Source organism: Natrinema salinisoli (assembly GCF_020405205.1).
Taxonomy (GTDB): domain Archaea; phylum Halobacteriota; class Halobacteria; order Halobacteriales; family Natrialbaceae; genus Natrinema; species Natrinema salinisoli.
On sequence record NZ_CP084469.1, the window covers coordinates 2,696,478 to 2,717,876 of the forward strand.

At 62.5% G+C, this 21,399-nt stretch carries 18 protein-coding genes; 13 read left to right on the forward strand and 5 right to left on the reverse strand.

Annotated features, from left to right (window positions below; genetic code table 11):
• Positions 1-329: 329 nt before the first annotated feature.
• Positions 330-1,199: a hypothetical protein gene (locus LDB05_RS13380; protein ID WP_226004492.1), complete on the reverse strand. Its 870-nt coding sequence runs from the start codon at positions 1,197-1,199 to the stop codon at positions 330-332.
• A gap of 82 nt (positions 1,200-1,281) precedes the next feature.
• Positions 1,282-1,878, reverse strand: a complete 597-nt coding sequence (tafA, locus tag LDB05_RS13385; RefSeq protein ID WP_226004493.1) for a fimbrial protein TafA — start codon at positions 1,876-1,878, stop codon at positions 1,282-1,284.
• Positions 1,879-2,365: 487 nt separating this feature from the next.
• On the opposite strand from tafA, the gene LDB05_RS13390 reads away from it, so the two are divergent.
• From LDB05_RS13390 to LDB05_RS13420, 7 genes are all read left to right on the forward strand, one after another.
• Complete coding sequence (locus tag LDB05_RS13390; RefSeq protein ID WP_226004494.1) at positions 2,366-5,404, forward strand: DUF7289 family protein; 3,039 nt, start codon at positions 2,366-2,368, stop codon at positions 5,402-5,404.
• Positions 5,405-5,509: 105 nt separating this feature from the next.
• Positions 5,510-6,019: a hypothetical protein gene (locus tag LDB05_RS13395; protein WP_226004495.1), complete on the forward strand. Its 510-nt coding sequence runs from the start codon at positions 5,510-5,512 to the stop codon at positions 6,017-6,019.
• 261 nt (positions 6,020-6,280) lie between these two features.
• Complete coding sequence (locus tag LDB05_RS13400; RefSeq protein ID WP_226004496.1) at positions 6,281-10,282, forward strand: type IV pilin N-terminal domain-containing protein; 4,002 nt, start codon at positions 6,281-6,283, stop codon at positions 10,280-10,282.
• A gap of 212 nt (positions 10,283-10,494) precedes the next feature.
• Positions 10,495-11,067: a DUF7344 domain-containing protein gene (locus LDB05_RS13405; RefSeq protein WP_226004497.1), complete on the forward strand. Its 573-nt coding sequence runs from the start codon at positions 10,495-10,497 to the stop codon at positions 11,065-11,067.
• Positions 11,068-11,069: 2 nt separating this feature from the next.
• Positions 11,070-12,404, forward strand: a complete 1,335-nt coding sequence (locus tag LDB05_RS13410; RefSeq protein ID WP_226004498.1) for a bactofilin family protein — start codon at positions 11,070-11,072, stop codon at positions 12,402-12,404.
• Positions 12,405-12,630: 226 nt separating this feature from the next.
• Positions 12,631-12,948 (forward strand): EMC6-like membrane protein, encoded by a 318-nt coding sequence (locus tag LDB05_RS13415; protein ID WP_226004499.1) that lies wholly within the window; start codon positions 12,631-12,633, stop codon positions 12,946-12,948.
• 2 nt (positions 12,949-12,950) lie between these two features.
• Positions 12,951-14,765, forward strand: coding sequence for a ribosome biogenesis/translation initiation ATPase RLI (locus LDB05_RS13420; RefSeq protein ID WP_226004500.1), 1,815 nt, complete (start codon positions 12,951-12,953; stop codon positions 14,763-14,765).
• A gap of 54 nt (positions 14,766-14,819) precedes the next feature.
• Here the strand turns inward: LDB05_RS13420 and LDB05_RS13425 are convergent, their stop codons facing one another.
• Positions 14,820-15,341 (reverse strand): archaemetzincin family Zn-dependent metalloprotease, encoded by a 522-nt coding sequence (locus tag LDB05_RS13425; protein ID WP_226004501.1) that lies wholly within the window; start codon positions 15,339-15,341, stop codon positions 14,820-14,822.
• 39 nt (positions 15,342-15,380) lie between these two features.
• Between LDB05_RS13425 and LDB05_RS13430 the strand changes: the two genes are divergently transcribed.
• The 3 genes from LDB05_RS13430 to LDB05_RS13440 all read left to right on the forward strand — a co-directional run bounded on the left by LDB05_RS13430 (position 15,381) and on the right by LDB05_RS13440 (position 17,454).
• On the forward strand, positions 15,381-15,785 hold the full coding sequence (locus LDB05_RS13430; RefSeq protein ID WP_250160926.1) for a UPF0146 family protein: 405 nt from the start codon (positions 15,381-15,383) through the stop codon (positions 15,783-15,785).
• Positions 15,786-15,838: 53 nt separating this feature from the next.
• A complete protein-coding gene (locus LDB05_RS13435; RefSeq protein ID WP_226004502.1) occupies positions 15,839-16,468 on the forward strand; it encodes a metalloprotease family protein in 630 nt (209 codons plus the stop codon).
• A 104-nt stretch (positions 16,469-16,572) separates the two neighbouring features.
• On the forward strand, positions 16,573-17,454 hold the full coding sequence (locus tag LDB05_RS13440; RefSeq protein WP_226004503.1) for a TIGR01548 family HAD-type hydrolase: 882 nt from the start codon (positions 16,573-16,575) through the stop codon (positions 17,452-17,454).
• A gap of 33 nt (positions 17,455-17,487) precedes the next feature.
• Here the strand turns inward: LDB05_RS13440 and LDB05_RS13445 are convergent, their stop codons facing one another.
• Positions 17,488-17,937 carry a response regulator gene (locus LDB05_RS13445; protein ID WP_226004504.1) on the reverse strand — a complete coding sequence of 150 codons (450 nt, stop codon included), beginning with the start codon at positions 17,935-17,937 and terminating at the stop codon, positions 17,488-17,490.
• Between the two features lie 147 nt (positions 17,938-18,084).
• The gene (locus LDB05_RS13450) at positions 18,085-18,648 is read right to left on the reverse strand and encodes a Rieske (2Fe-2S) protein (RefSeq protein WP_226004505.1); all 564 of its coding nucleotides are present in this window, start codon (positions 18,646-18,648) and stop codon (positions 18,085-18,087) included.
• Positions 18,649-18,774: 126 nt separating this feature from the next.
• Between LDB05_RS13450 and LDB05_RS13455 the strand changes: the two genes are divergently transcribed.
• From LDB05_RS13455 to LDB05_RS13465, 3 genes are all read left to right on the forward strand, one after another.
• On the forward strand, positions 18,775-18,999 hold the full coding sequence (locus tag LDB05_RS13455; RefSeq protein WP_226004506.1) for a hypothetical protein: 225 nt from the start codon (positions 18,775-18,777) through the stop codon (positions 18,997-18,999).
• Positions 19,000-19,089: 90 nt separating this feature from the next.
• A complete protein-coding gene (locus LDB05_RS13460; RefSeq protein ID WP_226004507.1) occupies positions 19,090-20,799 on the forward strand; it encodes an acetate--CoA ligase in 1,710 nt (569 codons plus the stop codon).
• Between the two features lie 89 nt (positions 20,800-20,888).
• On the forward strand, positions 20,889-21,311 hold the full coding sequence (locus LDB05_RS13465) for a universal stress protein (RefSeq protein WP_226004508.1): 423 nt from the start codon (positions 20,889-20,891) through the stop codon (positions 21,309-21,311).
• Positions 21,312-21,399: the final 88 nt, after the last annotated feature.

Sequence of the window (21,399 nt, forward strand, 5' to 3'; positions counted from 1 at the left end):
ACAGGTGCCGTACGACTCTGCTCCTCCCTAAACGGTCTCCCTACTTTGTATTGATCACCGAGAACGATTACACGAAGACCAATACTCGCGACGGACGGAACGGATCGATCTTCAAGCCGAGCCTGAGCGACCGAAATCGACGGTCTCAGCGTCACGGTGGAACGCAGTGTGACAGCACGGAGTACGGCACACGGCACTCGCGTCCAGGGACGTCTGACTGATTTCGACTCGATCATCGCCCGAGCTCGGTGGATCGAATCCGTTACGATGGCTCCGACCCAGCGAGCGTCGCGAAAAACGGCCTCGCTGAGAGCGAAAACCCGGGACCGTTAGAAGTCACAGCCGTTCAAACAGAGCGTCTCGACGCTCGTGCTGCCGTCGCTGAACGCCAACGTCACCCTGACGTCTTCGCCTTTCATTTTGGCGTTCTTTCCTCGACCGTCCAGGAACCGAACGAACTCGAAGCCGTTCGTTTCGGTTACGGCTAGCGTCACCTCGTCGCCGTCGTTGAACCCGATAACCGTCGCGTTCTCGGGGTCGCTACTATCGATCGGGATACCTTCGGAAACGAGGCTCACGCCACGGTCGAGATCGACCAGGATTTCGTCGGGACCGCCGTCGACCCGAACCGCGTTGCCGTTCGTCGTCTCGTTAATACCGAGTCCGACGATCGTGACGTCGATCGAGCCGGTGTTCTCGAGTTCGAACTCGTATTTCCCGCTGTTCCCCGCGGACTTCACGCTGGCCGTCACCTGAATCTGTTCGGCCTGCGGAATCGCCGCGTTCCGTTGGGCAGTGATCGATCCGGCGACGGAGCCGTCGGTGGCGACCAAGTCCGCGGCGATGTCGAGCAGCGCTTCCTCGCTATCGGCAGTGATCGGCGCTTCGACGCCGTCGTCGACTGCGATTTCGAACGAGACCGGAACCGACTCGAAGGAGTCGGTGTTCCCGACGTCGACCTCGACGCTCGCGTCCGACGAGTCGAGTTCGACGGCGAGCGTCTGGGACGATCGGTTGACGAACTCCGGCGTCGTACTGGCGTCCTCGATGCCGACGAGGCCGAGCTGGGCGTTCGGATCGTCGGCAGCGCTCACGGTGACCCCTCGAGCGGCAGTAGTCGCGCTAAACGCGCCGGTGTTGTGCACCGTCCCGACGCCGATCGAGGTGACTCCAAGCCCGATGAATGCCCGGCGTTTCATACTATCATTGTACGGTTCAGTATATTACGTCCGGCGATGCGATACTCGAGACCGATCTCGTTCGATGAGCAGCCTGCCAAACTCAGGCTTCCGTGATCGTGATTTCAAGCGTGCCGCTGTCGTTACTGCCACCAGTATTGATATCGGTACTGATCGCTTCGGTATCGCCTCCCGTTCCGAGATTTGCTGTGTACGACGCGGACTGTGCGTTAGAAGCCCCGTTGAATTCGACGCTCGGGCCGCCCGTCGCCTCGAATTTGACATCGAAGGCCTGGCTGGTGGATCCGTCGTCGTTGACGACCGTGAAGAGGTCGGTATACGACACGGTCGCGTTCGGCGGAAGCTCGCTGCCGTCAGGGCCAACGACGATTGTCACGTCGTTTTGCATGAGGCTGACGTCGGTGTCACTCGGTGAAAAGTCAGACTCGTAGGTATCACCGCTATCCGGGAAGAGATTGACTGGATCGTCGTCATCGGTACCGAGTGCGATGCTACTGTGGTCGCCCACGTGCAGGACGATATCGACGAAATCGGCCGCGATATCGGTGTTCGTAACGACGTTGACGTCGAGCGTTCGGTCCGCGCTCGCGGTACTGAACGCACCCGAGCCGAGCGCTGCTCCGCCACCCGCGACGATCGTTCCCAGTCCAACAACCACGTTGCGTCGATTCATTTTCATTGATTATGGTCTCCGTACCACGCGCCAGCACCGATCCGCGAGGGATGCCGGTACGCGGTTCTTACACCACTCCATGACTGTAACCCACTTTGTATTGAGCAGGCAGAACTGCCGAAAGACCGTCCATACGTCGGTTCAAGGCGTCGCTGAAGGGGCGGTATCGAGCATCGATCGTTCCAAGGGTTTCCTGAAACAGCAGTGATTGGATCGACGTGACATGTCGCGAGTCGGATTAAAGCCGAACGCGATGAGTTCGTCTCGAGTTTTGGCCTAAAACGTAAATCGGGCACAAGACGCCCTCCGTCACAGATTCACCGGTTGTCACGTTCAGCCGTCCCTTCGATAGGATATCTAGAGTCCGATCAAGGGTTACTTGAGCACCCGACTACGGTTACCCTCTCTCGTATAATCATACATATTTTTACCAGATGAATCAGGTATTAACACAGAAATGGGGAAAAGTAATCGAGGTCAGAGATGCAATTCAATGGACGAACAACGGGCAGTGAGTCCATTGGTGGGGGTCATCCTGTTGTTCGCCATCGTCGCGATCGGTGCGGCGATGGTGTTCGTCACCGGCGCGTCGATGCTCGATGCGTTCGAATCGGATGCCAACGCGGAACGGGCCCAGCAGGTCATGAGCGAAACCGACCACAGGATCGCGACGGTCGCAGCGACGGGGACGCAACAGGAACTTCCCGAGATGGAGGGGTCGATCACGAACGACGGCTCGATCGAGGTCACGTGGTACAACGCCTCGACCGGGACGACATGTACACCCTCCGTTACGGGAGACTTACGCGCTCTCGAGTTCGAACTGAACGATCGGACGATCGCCCATCAGGGCGGTGGCGTCTGGGTGAAAACCGACAACGGCGTCACCGTCGACTCGGAACCGCAGATCGAGTACGACGGAGACTCGCTACGGCTCCAGATCCTCCAGCTCGAGGAGGGAGACTTCGAGGGCCCCGAGACGGTCGCGAGGGCGAACCACAGCAAGTCGACGAGCCTCACGGAAGACATCAACGACGCTGCCAGCGACTGTCCCGACGCCACCGACATCGAAGTCGAGATCGAAAGCTCGTACTACGAGGGGTGGAATCGGTATCTCGAGGACGCGGTCGGAGACAGCAACGTCGAGGCCTATTCCGGCAACCAGACCGTGGAAATGAAGATCGCAAACGTTCGGAGTCCTACCAGCAACCCGACCGTTCTCATCGAGTCAGATAATGGGCTCAGAAAAACGAGCGGGAACGACCAGCCTATCGAATACGGAAAGACGCTCCAGTTTAATGCGACCCTGAACAATACTGGAAGCAAAAAAATTAAGCCTCCGATGCGAGTCTCCATCGACGGCGGAGCGATCGTCGAAGACGGGAATGGCAACCTACAAAGTGGAGAAACTAATCCGAAGAAGGCCGTAGTCAATAAGGCTACGTACAAAAATACACTCGTTCCTGGACGGACCTACGAGTACATGATCGAGTCGCTCGACGATTCGGGCAACGTCGAAGACTCGCTCGACAGTCCGGGTGAGTTCTATCTCGGCAAACCTGGGACGCACTTCAACGTGACCGACAGCGACGTTACGACGACGTCGACCGGCGACGGAAACGTCACGATCAGCGCCGAGGTGACGAACCGCGGCGTCGGGGAGGGGACCCGAGACGTGACCCTCGAGCTCGAGGAGTACAACGTCACCGCCAGTGAGGAACTCACTCTCGACTACGGTGCGAACGGGACCGTCAGCTGGACGGTCAACGAGAGCGACCTTCCGATCGGCTCGAACGCGTTCACGATCGACACGGGTGACGATACTGCAAATGGAACCGTCACCGGGAAAGCGACCGGCGGTGAGGACGCCTTCGTCGTCGTCGAGGACGAGGGGGTCGGCGACGATCAAGTCGTCGCGGATGACAAGCCGTTCAGCGTCGAGGCCAGCGTCGTGAGCACCTACAGCGGCAAGGAGACCCGAAGCGTCAATCTGTCCATTCCGGGCACCGACGTCCACCGATCCGAGCTGATAACGCTCGAGGGCGGCGAAGAGAACACGATCTCGTTCTGGATCGATCCCGACAAGTACGACCTCGAGCCGGGAACGGTCTACGACTACGACATCAGTGCCGACGGTACCGGCCTGAGTACTCCCGGATCGTTCTACATCGGGGAGCCCGGAACCAATTTCGAACTATCGAACGGAAACGCGACGGCCGACGATAACGTCACCGTCACGGCCGATCTGAAAAACACCGGCGTCGATTCCGGCTCACAGACCGTGACCGTCGACCTCGAATATCTCGACGAGATGCCGGCCGAGCTCGAGGACGAGGCTCCGTACGGGACGCTCTTCGATGGAGAAATCAATCGGTCGTTCGGCGAATCGGACACGATCGAACTGAACCTGAACAGGAGCAGGCTCCTCGACGGTGAGTACCGAGCGACGATTCAGACGGAAGACGAGTCGGCGACCGCGTCGTTTACCGTTACCGCTGGTGTCGATCCCGGGCGAGCGGGGCTCGAGGGTCTCGATAACGCCACCGTAGATATTTCGGTGCTGAGTTCACAGGTTTCCGGAATCAACGGCTACCCGAGCGATCACGAACTGGGAACCATGACTCTCGAGGTGCTGACCAAACAGGAGGGAACGACGACGACCGAACACGTATTCGAGAACCCCTCCGGCGGGGAAAACATAAACACGTACCCCAGCTGGCAAGACAAGAGCGATCCGGTCTACAATACCACCCTCGAGATCAAGGAGGAAGCCACGCTGACCCTCGCATCGAGTTCGTATGGGCTCCCGAGCGGTACGTCAGGGTGTAACGTTCAGGAGGAAGCGGAATCGAACTACTTCAGTCCAGTCGACCAGCACAGATGGTGTGAAGAAGTCGACACGTCATCGGACGATTATCTCGTCGATCAGATCAACGCGACGGCCGACTCACGGGAGCAGAACCTCCGGGTTCGAACGGCTAAAGACAACAGTGTACCGGGTCTCCAGCCGGGGAACGAAGAGCAGGAGAGCGTCGACGAAGTTCTCGCCGACGTGTCGGATCCGGTCATCGACCGCGATAGTCTCTGGAACGACGGCGAACTCACTCTCGACGAGAACGAGTTCATTTTCCTGTTTGAGGCCACGACTCAGTGTGGAATGTACGACTCCGGCTGTGCAGAGAGCAACGACGACATCGACGCGCTGTGGGACAGCGCACGCGACAATACCGGCTCGGGTGATCCCAACTTCAACGACCTGATCGTCTACGTCAGCGTCGAACGCGCAAACGTCGACCCCGGAACTCCCAGCATCACGATCACACCCGGCGGCGGCGGCTCGACCGACGTCGACGCCGGCGACGGCCGTACCGCAGGCAGAGTCGACGAAATCGACGCCCGCTTCGAGGGAGACACTGACGAAGGCAGCGCTCCCGACCTCGGAACCGGTGATTCCACCACCACTGACGGCACGAGCGGAACCAGCAGCAACACCGGTATCGAGATCGACACCGACCACGTCGTGATCGGCTGACGGGACCACCGCCCTCGAGTCGAACGCGATTCGCGACCGGGTACTCGTCGACGTCGGTGCTCGAGAGCGCGAAGATCAGATACCCCATCACGGACCAACGAGTTCATGCGATCGATCACCACCCTCGGCGTCGCCCTCCTCGTCGTCGGCGGACTTCTGTTCGCCGCCTCGAGCGGTGCGTTCGACTCGCTGGATGCCGATCGAGAGGTGGGGATCGAAACGACGGACGACGAACGGGCACTCCTCTCACTTGACATTCCGGAGCGGATCGAATTAGCGGACGGGACCCTCGTTTGTGAGGGGTTCTTTTGTTATCGAGGCTATCGCCAGTACGACGTCGAGATCGTCACGATCACGGATCGAACGGCACCTCCCCCTCTGGTCGTTGGAGAGGGGGACGTATCGCTGGAAGTGGAATCCGGTGACAATCCCACCCTCGAGGAGTGGAACGTGACGACAGTGGACGGCGGGTACGTCGTAGCGGGACAGATCCGCTGTGATGCACCGTTCGGAGCCCAACAACCTGCCAATACGGAACTCACGTTCGATATCGAAACGGGCGACGGAGAAATCACGATCAGTCTCGATCGTCGAATCGCGATTCAGTGCGCGTAGGTATCGGACCTGGGGTCGGTCCGTGCTCTGACCCGTCGGAGATATAGTCAACATATTATCATTTATCAAGAACAGGTCTTAACGAACGGGCTACTGTCATCCGACCGGCGTCCGTCGCCGGGTATCGCCGTTACCCCATCGAATTACGATGTAGCGGCTTCTTCGCCCATATAGATATAATATTTGAACTCAAATCAAATCTTATACTCAGCCAATAATCGCATACATTTTTATGGTATCAGGATAGTCTCATAGCGAAGGATGTGGACGGACCAATTCAGAGGGGGCGGCAAGACCGGTCGAGGAGTGAGCCCGGTCGTCGGTGTCGTGTTACTGGTGGCGATCGTGCTGATAGGTGTCACGCTAGTGTTGACGGTGGGGTCGTCAGTACTTGACGGGGTCCAGTCGGAGGCCAATAGCGAACAGGTATACATGTGTATGGACGAGTCGGATCACAGACTCAACACCGTCGCGATGACGGGCCAGGAACAGCCGATGGGGTTCGACGATCAGGTCTGTCAACCGCAGATCGACGGCCACGGAACGCTCTCGGTCACCTGGTATAACAATTCGGACGGCGACCCGAATTGGTCCGACGACGACCGGGCCGTCTCCGAGGATCTCGGAACCTACGAGTTCGAACTCGAGGACGGAACGCTCGCCCATCAGGGGGGCGGCGTCTGGGAGCGCACAGATTCCGGGGTCAGAGTCGATAAGTCACCGGATATCGGCTTCGGGTCCAACAGTTCCCTGCAACTGAATTTTATGCAACTCAATGGCACTGACAACGACGGAGCGCCGCCGAAGGCTCAACGGAACCACGAGGCCGGTACGAACTTGACCAAACGCCTCGCTAACATCACGGAAGACCCTGCTGCCGACGACTTTGCCATCAGGATCGAAAGCGAGTACGCCGACGGGTGGGAACGACACTTCGAGCAGGAAGCCGAGGGCGTTACCAAGTGGAACGTCAGTGTAAACCGAACGGGAGAGAATATCGTCGTCGTGACAGCCGGAGGGATAGGGAACGTATCGAATAGTAGTTCCATCGAGATAGACAGCGACCGCGGACTGATTGATCAGAGCGGTAATTCTATCGACAATAATTTAGTCGAAAAAGACGATAAGTTCTGGATCGACGCGACGCTGACAAACTCCGGTGAAACGGAGAGTACCGTTACCGCCACCGTCTCGGTTTGGGACGGATCTGACCTCGTCGAGGAACGAACAATCGAGTCAGAAGATCCGATCGGTAACGGTGAGGAAATACGGACCGACGAGAACGGAGATTGGAACGACGGCAACGAATTCTTTGATACTGAATCTGGCGGATCAAAATCGATTGACCTCGATCCGGGGAATAGATACGAGTACGATATCGAGACTGACCCCGGTGGGAACACCCTGAACGAGCGAGGATCGTTCTACTACCTGAACGAGGATCCACACTACAGCGTCGTCAACAGCACGACCACCGTGTCGGGCGGACTGGTCAACATCTCGGCGGTCGTACAAAACCTCGGAAACACGGACGGAAGCGCACAGAACGTCACCCTCGAGATCACGCCGGAAGACGGAAACGATACCGCCACGTCGACCGTGGAGGTCGAACTCAACAGCACCGAAGCTGCGAACGTTTCGTGGTCGCTCGACGAATCGAAGTGGCCCAAAGGAGACTACGAGTTCACTGTCGAGACGGACGACGACGACACCAGCGGGACGTTCGAGGTCGAAAACGGCGGCGTCTTCGAGATCAGCGAGGATCTGGGAATCCCGGAGGAAAAACAGCTCAACGGGTCCGACGGACAGGTCATCACGGAAGAGGACGACGTCACGATCGGCGCGAATATAACCAGTACGTACGCCGCCGAACAGACCCAGAACGTCACGCTCGAGGTGCTGGACGAGGACGGGAACGCGATCGACAGCGTCGAAACGGAGGTCACGATCGGGGCCGGCGACACGGAGCGAGTCGAACTGACGGCCCCACCGGTCGATGCTGGGGAGATCTACGAGTACGACCTTCGTACTGAGGGCGATTCCCTCGACGAACTGGGGTCATTCCTCGTCATCGACGAGCCTGCCCAGTTGTTCATCGACGAGACCACTGTCGTCGACGAGTCGGTCAAGCCGGGTGAGCCGCTGGCGGTCGAGGTCGATATTCGAAATCGGGGTGAAGACGGCGAGCAGTTCGTCTGGATCGAGGGCTTCGACGGGAACGTCGTCACTGTCCAAGAGGTAGCACTCGACGGCGGGACGTCGACGACGGCCACGCTCGAGTGGGGTAGCGTCGGAGTCCCCGATTCGGTCGATAACACCACCGTCACAGTCCAGACGAACAGCGACGAGGACACGGCAGAGATCGATGTCGAACCGCTCCTCCTGGTGAACGACGTCACGGTCGACGATCCGGTCGCGCAAGGGGAGTCGGTAGCGATCGACGCCGAAGTCGAGGGCGTCGCGGGCGATGCCACTCAGAACGTCGTTCTGGAGGACCCGAACGGCGACCGGGTCGATTCACAGGAGGTCACCGTATCGGGCGGTGAGAGCGAGACCGTCGAACTCGAGTACGAGACGGACGGGAACGCAATCACGGACCGCGTCACCGTCCGGACCGACGACGACGAGACGGAGGAAGTCGTCGTGGTCGAACGGGACGGGCCCGACTGTAGTGCGGTTCGCTACGCGGGGAGCGGAACCAGCGACGATCCGTACGAGGTCAGCACCGTCGACCAGCTCCAGTGCATCGATACCGACCTCGATGCGAATTACGAGCTCGTCGACGACATCGACGCCCAGGGGACCGAATACTGGAACGGCGGTGCCGGCTTCGAACCGATTGGCGATCAGGAGAGAGGGGAACGGGAATTCTCGGGTAACTTCGACGGCAACGGGAACGCGATCGAAGGGCTTCACATCGACCGTCCGGACGAGGACTTCGTCGGGCTGTTTGCCATCAACACGTATTTCCACGAAACGTGGAGAGGTATCGGCGAAGGATCGAAAATTCACAACCTGCGACTCGAGAACGTTTCGGTCCACGGGCGACAGGTCACCGGCGGGCTGGTCGGTGCGGCCGGCGGCACGATCGAGAACGTCCGTGTGAGCGGCGACGTCACGGCCGAACATCAGGAAGTCGGGGGAATCGTCGGTTCCTCACACAACGCCGATCTGGACAACCGGCTGGTCTCGGAAGCGACGGTCAGCGGCGGAATTCCGGCGGCAGCGACCGACGAAGTGAGCCATCCCTGGGATGCCAGAAACATGGGTATCGGTGGTGTCGTCGGGTCGACCGGGTATAATACCAAAGTATCGACCGCGTACTCGCAGGCCGACGTCGAGGGGCCGTTCGCCGTCGGCGGCATCGTCGGCTGGACCTCCGACTACGCCAGCGAAAACGAACAGATGTACTGGGCCGAGGGAGACATCGAGTTGACGATGACTCAGCCGGAGATCGAATACTACCTGGGTCAGATGGACAGACCCTCTCACACCGATCGGAACACGGGCGGAGCGATCTTCGGTCGCGGTGACGACACCAACGACGAATTCGACGACAGCGTCTACTACAACGAGTACCACCACTCCTCCCCGTTCGGCGAACACGTCATCGGGGACGAAATCCACGTCAACGAACGGACCACCGACGAGATGCAAGGGCTCGAGGTCACGGAGAGCGGCAACCTCGGCGAACTCGACTACGAGGACGAAGGCGGTCCCTGGGTCGCGATTCCCGATGAGTACCCACGATTCGCCTGGGAGCTCGCCGCCGAGGGAGCCTTCCAAGTCACCATCGACGACGTCGAGAACGTGACCGCCGGCGAAGCCGCCACGGTCGAGGTCACGGTCACGAGCCTGTACGAGAACAGGGAGGAAACGGACGTCGAACAGACGATCGCCCTCGAAGACCCCGACGGGCGGACGGTGGACACGGAAACGGTGACCCTCTCGAGCGAACTCGGAGAGACCGACGAGGAAACCATCGAACTCGTCTGGCAGACGGGTTCGGAAGACAACGGGACCGCCGAGGTCAGCGTTCGGAGCGAGGATACGGAAGATTCTGCACCCATCACCATCGAGCCGGCCGAACACGGGCCCGGAGCCTCGCACGGGCCCGGCGTCGGTCCGGCCCCCGGAGACGGGAGCATCGACGACGACGGCGAACCCGACGTCGGTCCCGGCGAGGCGAGTAGTTCGGGGGACGACCTAGCGGGAAGCGATTCGGAGATCGACATCGACGTGGACGTCGTCGAGGTCAACTGATCCGCGTCCGGCGCGCAGCGTTACCAGTATCCGACGGCGGCTCGTCCGGATCGAACTCCGGCCGCTGAAACCCATCGAACCGTTGCTTCATCGGTACCGCGATCGAACGGGATATCAGCGAGTACCTGCGACCACTCGGACAGTCCTCTCCTGCCAGTGCTCGGCAACAAGCGTTATGCATCAGTAGACCAGTCATTCGTACTGACAGGGGGATGGCGACAACCAGTGAGAGCGAGCCGACTACCGTAGAGACGCCAGGTAGCGACGACCAGTCACGGGAAGGCGAAATTTTCGACCTACTGAGCAATCAGCGTCGCCGCTACGCGATCCACTACTGCAAGCGCGAGGACGACCCCGTGACGCTGGGTGAGCTCGCCGAACACGTCGCCGCCTGGGAACTCGACAAGGAAGTGGCGGCGATCACCTCGGCCGAGCGAAAGCGAGTGTACACGTCGCTCCAGCAGACCCATCTTCCGACGCTCGAGCGGGCCGACATGATCGAATTCGACGATCGAACGATCGAGCTCACCGACGAGGCCGCGGAGTTGGACGTCTACCTCGACGTCGTGCCGGCGGACTCGATTCCGTGGGGGACCTACTATCTGGGGCTGGCTGCGGTCGGATCGGTCGTGATGGCCGGGCTGTGGCTCGAGGTGATCCCGACCGAGACGGTCCCGGAGCTCGGCTGGGCGACGCTGGTGTTCGCTCTGTTTGCCGTCTCGGCGGTCGTCCACGTGGTACAGAATCGACGGATGCGACTCGGCGAGATGGAGCGGCCACCGTAATCATGAACACGGTTGTCAAACTCGGGTTCGTGTTCGTCGCGCTCGGCGCCGTCGCGATGGTCGGGCCCGTCTTCGGGTTCACCACGATCGCGGCGGACAGGGGCGTGTCCGCCGAAACCGCGAGCGATGCGAACGCCCTCGTGGGAATCGAGGCGACGGGCGAGACGCCGGACAAGAAGAACGATGCCGTCATCGTCGAAATCACGAACAACGCGAATCAGGCGTACGATCCGCTCGAGACGGACGTGACGATCGACGACCCGAACGGTGCACTGGCGGTCAGCAGCGGGTTCGCGGCGGCGCTCTCGTCGGGAGAGACGACTGGACTGGAGGTGACCTGTGACGGCGGCGGTGACGGCACGGCGACGGTGACCGTAAACGCGAACGCCGTCGGATCGACGCTGGAAGTGCGAGCGGACAGCTACACCACCACGGTCGACTACAGCTGTACGGGGAAGGGCAGCAACGCGAACGTCGAGGTGCGGAACCCGGAACTCGGAGCCGATACCGACGAACTCGAGTTCGGCCTCGAGAACGTCGGCAACAGCGAGGCGAAAGTACAGGGGATCGGCGTCGAGGACACCACGACGGCCGCGACAGAAGTCGAAAACGACGGCAACGGAAACCCGCCACCCGTCGAATTCGGCGGCACGGAAACCAAGGCCAACGTCGTCCTGATCGGTGGTGGAGAGTACGATCTACGAGGGCAGGGGAAAGTCGGTGCCGGCGAGACGGTGGCGGTCGGGATCTACGGCTTCCAGACCGGTGCGGGCGACCCGGTTTCCGTCGAAGGGGAGGACGTGACGGTCTCGCTGTACGGATCGAAGGGACGCCTCGACCAGGTAACCGTCTCGGTCCCGGTGTTCCCGACCGGCGGCGAAGCCGTCACGACTGACGGTGACGTGATCCTCGAGGCGGAGGAGACGTCCGGCAGCATCGATGCGGGTGGCGACCTGATCGCAAAGGATAGCAGCAAGATCGACGGCGCGGTCGACGTGGACGGTGAAGTCGACCTCGGCGGAAGCGTCGAGGGTGTCGACACGATCGACGCGGGCGGCGACGTAACCACCGGTCTCGAAAGCAGCGTCAAGAACGACGTCACGTCTCGCGACGGAAGCGTCACGACGGGGGAGAAAAGCACGATCAAGGGAACCGTCGACGCCGGCGAAAACGTGACCGTCGGAGCGAAAGGAGAGGTCGACGGCGACGTCGTCGCCGGCGGTGACGTCGTGCTCAGAGAGGACGCGGTCGTCAAAGGCGACGTCACCGCCGGCGGCTGCGTCACGCTCGAAGCCGGGGCGCAAGTCAAAGGCGAGATCAGTGAAAACTGCGGGTGACCGAGAAGAGAGCGAGTGAGCCCCGTCGCACGACGGTGTGGTCTTTTCCGGTACCGATCTCGTCCCGCTCGGGACGCCCTCCGGCCGTCAGGTGTAGTACGGAAACGGATTTCGAGTCGGCGTTCGCAACGGAACCATCATCGAACGGATCGGTAGGGGGTTCGACCCCGAGCGAGCACGCGCCTAACCCGAACGCCTTTTTATCACCGACACCGGATTCCTTCCCATGTCGACCGAATCGATCAGTGACCGGCGCGAGCACATCCGCTCAGTTAGCGTGACGGCGCTGTCCGCGCTGCTGGGCGTCGGTGCGGCGCTGGCCTCCGCGGCCTGGGTCGGGGTATCCGAGGCAGCGGCCCAGAACACGCAGACGCTCGCGTTCGTCTTCGGCGCGATCTTCGTCCAGTATCTCCTCATCAACGTCTCGGGGATCTACGGCGAGGACGAGTTCGGGACGAAACACTACCTGTTCATCGCGTTCATGACCTTCGCCCTGTGGTTCGTGACGTGGGGCATCCTGCTCATGTCGGAGTACACGGGCTAACCATGGCGGACGACAGCATCGCAGTCGTCGACCTGGACCGGTGTCAACCCGACCGGTGTAGCTACGAATGCAAGAACTACTGCCCGCCGAACCGCACGGGGAAGGAGTGTATCACACTCCGCGGCGAGGACGCAGCGGAGGGCCAGCCCGAACAGATCCACATCTCCGAAGAGATCTGTCTGGGCGAGACCTGTGGGATCTGCGTCGAGAAGTGTCCCTTCGACGCCATCGAGATCATCAACCTCCCCCAGGAACTCCAGGACGAACCGGTCCACCGCTACGGCGAGAACGCCTTTTCCCTGTACGGCCTCCCCGCACCGCAGGAGGGGCAAGTCACCGGTATCCTCGGTCCCAACGGGATCGGGAAGACGACCGCCGTCCGCATCCTCGCCGGCGAACTCGAGCCCAACCTCGGCCGTCACGAGGAAGAGCCGGGGTGGGACGAGGTCCTCGAGGCCTACCGCGGGACCGAACTGCAAGATTACATCGCGGACGTCCGCGACGGGGACATCACGATCGCGCGAAAACCACAGTACGTCGACCAGATCCCGAACAGCTTCGACGGGAACACCCGGCAACTGCTCGAGCGAACCGACGAGCGCGGTGCCCTCGACGAACTGGTCGAACGGCTCTCGATCGGGCCCGTCATGGAGCAGTCGATCGACGACCTCTCCGGCGGGGAGCTCCAGCGGGTCGCCATCGCGGCCACGCTCGCCCGGGATACGGACTTCTACTTCCTCGACGAGGTGACGCCGTATCTGGACATCGGCCAGCGCGTGACCGCAGCGCGGCTGATCCGCGAACTCGCCGAGAAGGAAGACAAGTCCGTGCTCGTGGTCGAACACGACCTCGCGATTCTGGACCTGCTCGCGGACACGCTCCACGTCGCCTACGGTGAGCCGGGTGCCTACGGTGTGATCACCTCGCCCAAGTCCGTCCGCAACGGGATCAACGAGTACCTCTCGGGCTATCTCGACAACGAAAACATGCGGATCCGGCCGAACCCCATCGAGTTCGAGGAGCACGCGCCCCGGAGCGTGACCCGCGCCGACACGCTCGTCGAGTACCCGGACCTCACGAAGAGCTACGGCGACGGCGAGTTCAGCCTCGAGGTCGAGGGCGGCACGATCCGGGAGAACGAAGTCCTGGGCGTTGTCGGCCCCAACGGGATCGGGAAGTCGACCTTCGCCAAGCTGCTAACCGGGAACCTCGGGCCGGACGAGGGCGACGCCGATCTCGATCTGGACATCGCCTACAAACCCCAGTACGTCACCATCGACCAGCACATGCGGGTCGACGCCTTCCTCTCCTCGATCACCGACCAGTTCGGCTCCTCCTACTGGAACACCGAGATCGCCCAGCCCCTCCAGTTGGAACGGATCATGGAGCAGAACCTCTCCGACCTCTCCGGCGGGGAGCGCCAGCGGGTCGCGATCGCGGCCTGCCTGTCGGACTCGGCGGACCTCTACCTGCTCGACGAGCCCTCCGCCCACCTCGACGTCGAACAGCGGGTCCAGGCCGCGAAGGCCATCCGGCGCTTCGCCGAACAGCAGGACGCCACCGTGATGGTCATCGACCACGACATCTACATGATGGACCTGCTCGCGGACCGGCTGATGGTCTTCGACGGCGAACCCGCCGTCCACGGCCGCGCCGGCCAGCCACAGCAGATGCGCGAGGGCATGAACGAGTTCCTCGCGAACCTCGAGGTCACGTTCCGCCGAGACGAGCGCACCTCGCGACCGCGGATCAACAAGCCCGAGTCACAGCTGGATCGCCAGCAGAAAAGCGAGGGCGAGTACTATTACGCGCCGTAAGTCGTCGGCTCGGCGGTCGGTAGTTTCTCCGGAACCGGTACTGCGAACCCGAAATCAGCTAATCAGCCGCTGACAACTCCCACAGAGGTTCTCTTCTTTGATGTCGACTTCGCGGACCGTCGGCGAGAAGTTCATCACGCAGCGGTTGTTGTCGCAGTGCTCGAGCCCGTAGGTGTGGCCGATCTCGTGGACGATCTCCTTGCGGACGCGGTCTTCGAAGATGTCGGCGGCGCTCTGATTCGAGAAGCCGCCGTCGCTCGAGGTCTGGAGGCGGTAGGTCGAGACGACGCTGCCGCTGCCGTCGAGGTAGGCCAGGCCGAAGACGTAGTTTCGTCGCCGGTAGAAGAGGTCCTGCGGGGTGATCGCGATGTTCTTCTCGCCGCGGCCAACCCGTTCGGCGAGCTGGATGAAGGTTTCCGCGGAGTACTGGTTCCGGTCGGAGTCGTAAGCGCCGTTGGGGACCGACTGCGAGTCGTTGACCGACACGTCGCAGTCGTAGACCGATCGCAACGCGGCGGAGGCCGCCCGCTTGACCTCGGCGGAGACGTTGCCGACCGGCACGATATCGACGAGCATGGCAAGGGCTATGGCCGCGGGTGGCATAAACGTCCCGCCGTGGCCCACTCTCGCCGGAATCTCGAGTCGATGTTCGATCACCTCGCCGAGTACGAACGGGTGGTCGAGATCGGGATCGGCCGCCGACCCGAGCTCGCTCGAGCGCTTGCCGAGGTCGGAGTTACAGTCACAGCAACTGACGTCCACGATCGCGACGTTCCGGAGGGCGTCGAGTTCGTCCGCGACGACGTCGTCGACCCCGAACCGTCGATCTACGCGGGTGCTGACGCGATCTACGCGCGGCACCTGCCGCCGGAACTCCACCGGCCGGCGCTCGCGGTCGCTCGCGAAGCCGACGCCGACTTCCTGTTTACGACCCTCGGCGGCGACCAGCCGGCGGTTCCGGTCGAGCGGACGACGATCGAGGAGGGGACGCTGTACGCCGCTCGAGCGCATCCGGAGTGAGCGCTCCGAACTGGCTCGAATGAATTATCTGAGCCCGAGACGTTCCGGTAGCCGTGAACGTCGAGTCTCTCACGTACGCTGGTGTCGTCGTCGTCGCCGTTGCAGTGCTAATAGCGCTGGTCGTCGGCATCAGCACGCTCTTCTGGCTCCTGATTCGTATCGCGTCGATTCCGGGCGTCGTCGTCCACGAGTTCGCCCACAAGCAGGCCTGTGATCTCGTCGGCGTGCCCGTCCTCGACGTCGTGTACTTCCGATTCGGCGATCCGGCGGGGTACGTCCGCCACGCCCAGCCCGAGCGGTACCGAGCGTCGTTCGTCGTCAGCGTCGCACCGTTTCTGGTTAATACCGTCGTCGCGTTCGTCGCCTTTCTCGGTTTCGCAACGCTCGTCTCGACGAGTGGCGATATTCGAGGGGGTTCGAGCGAGCGGATCGCCGCGATGATCGTTCTCGGCTGGTTCGCGCTCTCGATCGGGATGCACGCGTTTCCGAGCACTGGAGATGCGAACACCCTCTGGCAGCGATCGCGGGCCGAGTGGCGGCGGTCACCACAGGTGCTGCTCGGGGTTCCGTTCGTGATCGTGATCTACGTCGCGAACCTCCTCTCGTGGCTCTGGGCCGACGTCCTCTACGCAGTGGGGTTGGGGGTCATCGCGTTCTCCGTCGTCGGGGTACCGCTGTTGTGATCGTCCGCCGCGCAGTCGAGACTGTGCGTGGCCCATCGAACGCGTCGAAAGCGAGCGCGGCGTAAACGGGTGGTTTTTATCCGCATCGACCCGTCCCCACGGGTATGAACGCAGATGCAGTCGTCCTGGACATCGACGGCGTCCTCGTCGACGTCGCCGACTCCTACCGGCGGGCGATCGTCGAGTCCGTCGAGGCGGTCTACGACCGGACGATCCGCAAAGACGATATTCAGGAGTTCAAGGACGCGGGCGGGTTCAACAACGACTGGGAGCTGACGTACGCCGCCGCGCTCTACGTGCTGGCGACCGAGGAGGGGTACGGCGAGTCGCTCGAGGCCTACACCGACGCGATCGCCGCCGCGGGCGGCGGCCTCGAGGCGGCCGAAACCGTCGTCCGCGAGGCGATCGGCGCGCGGGCGACCCAGCGCGTGACCGGCCGCTGGGATCGCGAGCGCTTGCGCGACGTCTTCCAGCAACTGTACCTCGGCGACGAACTCTATCGCGGGCTCGAGGGCGGCGATCCCGACCTCGAGCGCGAAACGAGGGGGTTCATCCACGACGAGCCCGTGTTACTCGAGTCGACGGCTCGGGAGCGGCTGCTCGCGGAGTACGACGTGGGCGTCCTGACCGGGCGGCCGGAAGCCGAAGCCGAGATCGCCCTCGAGCGGGTGGGACTCGACGACGCGGTTCCGGTCGAGCACCGCTTCACGATGGACGACTGGGAGGAAGGGAAGCCCCACCCGCGGGCGCTGACGACGCTCGCGGAGCGGTTCGACGCCGCGTCGGTCGTCTTCGTCGGCGACACGTTGGACGACGTTCGGACGGCGGTCAATGCGAACGAGACCGATTCCGGTCGGGAGTACCACGGAATCGGCGTGCTGACCGGCGGATTGACGGGCGAGGACGGGCGTGAGAAATACGAGCGCGAGGGGGCACGGGCGGTCCTCGAGTCGATCAACGCGCTTCCGGACTGGCTCGAGTCGTAACGGCTCGTCGGAACGGGCCCCAGCGATCGTTCGTCAGGACTGCTCGCCGGGAAAGCGGACGAACGTCAGCCAGAAGTCCTCGAACGAGCGGCCGAGCTCGATGAACTCGTCCGGTTCGACCGGTTTCTGGACGTACGCGTTCGCGTGGAGGTCGTACGACCGAGCGATGTCCTCCTCCGACGCCGAACTCGTCATCACGATCACTGGGATAGGCCGCAGCGCGTCCGCCGACTTGAGTTCGGAGAGGACATCGGGACCGTCGATATCGGGCAGCCGGAAGTCGAGCAGGATCATGTCCGGACGCGGGCTATCCGCGTAGTCGTCGCGCTGGTGGGCGAAATCGAGCGCGTCCGCGCCGTCGGTGACGGTGTGGATTTCACAGGCGATGTTCGCGTCGTCGAACGATTCGGAGAACAGGCGCACGTCACCGGGATTGGGTTCGATCAGCAAGATCGTGATGGCGTCCTCGATCGGTGGAGACATACTACTGTTTAGATCCGTTCCCAAAAGAGACGTACGGTTATCGGTCGAGAAAGTGTTTATTTGAACACTGTCGGCCGGTAGTGATGCTGGCGTGCTCCGACGGATTGCCGACTCCCGGAACCGGCTACTCCGTTCGGTGGTTGCGCATCACGCGGCCGGGTCGTCCAACCGCCGGCACGAGTCGAACCGCTCGTCGGTGAGGTAGACGGTTCCGTCGCGAACGGCGACGGCGATCGACTCGAGCGCGTCCCCGCGGCACGGTCCCGCCGTACAGACGCCGTCACCGCACTCGAAGCGCGCGCCGTGTTCGTGACACACCAGTTGGTCGTCGCGGACGATCGCACCGGGGCCGGGATCGAGTCGGACCTCCGGCTTGTGGGGACACGAGTTCCGCCACGCGAACACGTCCGTTCCCTCCCGTCGGAGGATCAGTTCCGTCCCGCGGCGATCGCGGCGGGCTTCACACCGGAGGGTTCCGTTCGTCGGAACGTCCGCGAGCGGAGCGATGCGGCGGGCTTCCTCGTCCGTGGGCGCGTCTCGATCGTCGGCGCTTCCGTCGGTCTCGTCGCCGCTCGAGTCCCCCTCCCGTCCGCCATCGATGCTGAATCGGAACGTCGCGTCGTCGGTCGAGACGTCCCCCTCGTCGTCGTAGACGCGAACGGCCGCCGATTCGTCGTCTCCTTCGAGCGTCACTCGGACGGGGTCGGTCATATCCACGTATTTTCGGTCGGCCTAAAGTACGTTCCGGAGCGCGTTTCCTCGGAGACGATGGGGGAGTCGAATTCGGCCCCCGGGAGCGCGCGTTATCCCTTTAGGGGAGCCGGCTGAAGGACGAGTATGGACGATCACGACGTCACCGTCGACGTGGAGGTCGAAGTCGAAGTGGACTCGAACGAGCTCGAGATCGAGGTCGGGGACGAACGCGAGTTCGAGGGCGAACTCGAAGCCGGCGGCCTGACCATCGAAGTCGAAGCGGAGATCGAGGTCGAGGGCGAGGGTAAGAGCGAGAATAGTACGGACGGGGGCGGCAGCGAGGAGGACGAGGAGACCGAAGAAGACTGAGTTGGCACGACTCTCGAGACACGAATCGAACGCGCTCACTATTTTGGCGGAGTCGAAAAGCGCTATGTGCTGGCTCCGCTACGCCTCTCTATGGCCTGGACGGTGATGCCGACATACGACGACTACGAGACGGCCCGTACGGAATTCGCGTGGGATCTCCCGGACGAGTACAATCCCGCCGTCGATTTCCTCCGGAAACACGACGACACGAGTCGGACCGCGCTTCGGTACGAGGATCCCGACTCGGGTCACGAGGCCTACTCGTTCGAGGACCTCGACGAACGGTCTGACCGCCTCGCCGCCGCGCTCGCGGACCTCGGAATCGAGGCGGGAGACCGCGTCGGCGTCGTGGTCCCGCAGAAACCACAGAACCCGCTCGCGCACCTCGCGAACTGGAAACTCGGCGCGGTTTCGGTACCGCTTACCGTCCTCTTCGGTCGCGACGCCCTCCAGTATCGCCTCGCGGACAGCGAGGCGAAGGCGGTCGTCGTCGACCCGAGCGTTCGCGAAACCGTCGACGAGATCCGCGACGACTGTCCGGCGCTCGAGCACGTGATCGAACTCGGCGACGGCGATTCAGTCGCGGGCGATGCACACGCCTTCGACGACCTCCTTGCGGCCCACGAGCCGGGGATCGAGGTCTACGATGCCACGCCGGCGACGCCGACGGCGATCATGTACACGAGCGGGTCGACGGGACCGCCGAAGGGGGTCCGACACAGCCACGCGCTCTGGCTCGGACGGGCGGCCGCGGCGTACAACTACTTCGATGGAGGGCTCGCGGCGGGCGAGGCCACCCTGTGGACGCCGGCGGACTGGGCGTGGGGCGCGGCGCTCGGCGGGACCCTCTTCGCCGCGTGGCACCACGGCTGTACCGTCGTCGGCTGGCCTCGCGACGGGTTCGACCCCGAGGCGGTCTACGAGCTGCTCGAGCGCCACGACGTGACCGGGGCCTTCATGCCCCCGACCGCGCTCCGGATGCTGATGGATCTCGACGATCCCGAAGATCGGTTCGACCTCTCGCTGGAAACGTTCGCCTCGGCCGGCGAACCGCTCACCTCGGAGGTCGTCGACTGGGTCGGGTCGACGTTCGACGACGTCGCGATCAACGAGTTCTACGGGCAAACGGAACTCAACCTCGTCGTCGGAAACTCGTCGAGGTGGTTCGACACGCAGCCGGGCAGCATGGGCAAGCCCTTCCCCGGCTACGAGATCGCCGTCCTCGATCCCGACACGCACGAGCGACTCGAGCGCGGCGAGGTCGGCGAACTCGCGGTTCGGCCGGGCGATCGACGGGTCTTCTTCGACGAGTACCACGGCCTGCCGGAGAAAACGGCGAACAAGCAGACAGCGGAGGTCCCCGCGAGTGGAGCGAGCGGGGAGTCGGAAGAGCAGCGCTCTTCCGGAAAGTGGTTCCTGACCGACGACCTCGTCGAGCGCGACGACGACGGCTACGTCTGGTTCGTCTCTCGAGCCGACGACGTCATCCTCACCAGCGGCTACCGCGTCGGCCCGATGGAAGTCGAGGACGCGATCCTCGTTCACGAAGCCGTCGAGCAGGTCGGCGTCGTCGGCGTTCCGGACGACACCCGCGGTGAGGCTATCAAGGCATTCGTCAAACCCGCCGTCGACGACTACGACCCCGACACGCTTCGCACGGAGATTCGCGATCTGGTTCGGGACCGACTGGCAGAGTACGAGTACCCCCACCAACTCGAGTTCGTCGAGACGGTGCCGACGACGACGACCGGCAAGATCCGCCGTCGCTCCTTGCGAGAGCGCGAGGGAATCGACGAGTAACCGAGAGACGCCGCAGTCGACCGCCGACACGCCCCCAGCCGTCGGGATTCGGAGTCGGTTTTATTGTCTCCCCATCTAAATGGGTGGCTATGCACCGCGTGTTGATACCCGTCGATACCAACGAAGACCGTGCGCTGGCACAGGTCGACTACGTCACGTCGCTTCCGAACGCCGACGAAGCGGTCGAAGCCTACATCCTGTTCGTCTTCACCGATGACAGCGACGACCTGCCCCAGGAGTTCGAGAAGTTCAAATCGGCCTCGCGGATCGGCTCCGTCCGCCGCGCACAGGAGGCCCTCGAGGAAGCCGGCGTCGAGGTGACGATCCTCGAGGACAGCGGCGACACCGAAGACGACATTCTCTCGGAGGCGGACGCCTACGACGTCGACTCGATCGTTCTCGGCGGCCGGAAGCGCTCGCCCGTGGGCAAAGCGATCTTCGGAAGTGTCGCTCAGGGAATTATTCTCAGCTCCGACCGACCGGTGGTCGTCACCGGAAGTGGCGAGAGATAGGTCGACTGCCGCCGGACGAGCGTTCGGTTTTCGGATCGCCGATTCGAGGACTGCAGTCACGACTGCTGGTAGCGTCCATGTTCCCGCC

Bases quoted from the DNA above. Each gene is read 5' to 3' on its own strand.
- LDB05_RS13380 (WP_226004492.1), bottom strand. From the start codon at position 1,199: ATGAAACGCCGGGCATTCATCGGGCTTGGAGTCACCTCGATCGGCGTC.
- tafA (WP_226004493.1), bottom strand. From the start codon at position 1,878: ATGAAAATGAATCGACGCAACGTGGTTGTTGGACTGGGAACGATCGTC.
- LDB05_RS13390 (WP_226004494.1), top strand. From the start codon at position 2,366: ATGGACGAACAACGGGCAGTGAGTCCATTGGTGGGGGTCATCCTGTTG.
- LDB05_RS13395 (WP_226004495.1), top strand. From the start codon at position 5,510: ATGCGATCGATCACCACCCTCGGCGTCGCCCTCCTCGTCGTCGGCGGA.
- LDB05_RS13400 (WP_226004496.1), top strand. From the start codon at position 6,281: ATGTGGACGGACCAATTCAGAGGGGGCGGCAAGACCGGTCGAGGAGTG.
- LDB05_RS13405 (WP_226004497.1), top strand. From the start codon at position 10,495: ATGGCGACAACCAGTGAGAGCGAGCCGACTACCGTAGAGACGCCAGGT.
- LDB05_RS13410 (WP_226004498.1), top strand. From the start codon at position 11,070: ATGAACACGGTTGTCAAACTCGGGTTCGTGTTCGTCGCGCTCGGCGCC.
- LDB05_RS13415 (WP_226004499.1), top strand. From the start codon at position 12,631: ATGTCGACCGAATCGATCAGTGACCGGCGCGAGCACATCCGCTCAGTT.
- LDB05_RS13420 (WP_226004500.1), top strand. From the start codon at position 12,951: ATGGCGGACGACAGCATCGCAGTCGTCGACCTGGACCGGTGTCAACCC.
- LDB05_RS13425 (WP_226004501.1), bottom strand. From the start codon at position 15,341: ATGCTCGTCGATATCGTGCCGGTCGGCAACGTCTCCGCCGAGGTCAAG.
- LDB05_RS13440 (WP_226004503.1), top strand. From the start codon at position 16,573: ATGAACGCAGATGCAGTCGTCCTGGACATCGACGGCGTCCTCGTCGAC.
- LDB05_RS13445 (WP_226004504.1), bottom strand. From the start codon at position 17,937: ATGTCTCCACCGATCGAGGACGCCATCACGATCTTGCTGATCGAACCC.
- LDB05_RS13450 (WP_226004505.1), bottom strand. From the start codon at position 18,648: ATGACCGACCCCGTCCGAGTGACGCTCGAAGGAGACGACGAATCGGCG.
- LDB05_RS13455 (WP_226004506.1), top strand. From the start codon at position 18,775: ATGGACGATCACGACGTCACCGTCGACGTGGAGGTCGAAGTCGAAGTG.
- LDB05_RS13460 (WP_226004507.1), top strand. From the start codon at position 19,090: ATGGCCTGGACGGTGATGCCGACATACGACGACTACGAGACGGCCCGT.
- LDB05_RS13465 (WP_226004508.1), top strand. From the start codon at position 20,889: ATGCACCGCGTGTTGATACCCGTCGATACCAACGAAGACCGTGCGCTG.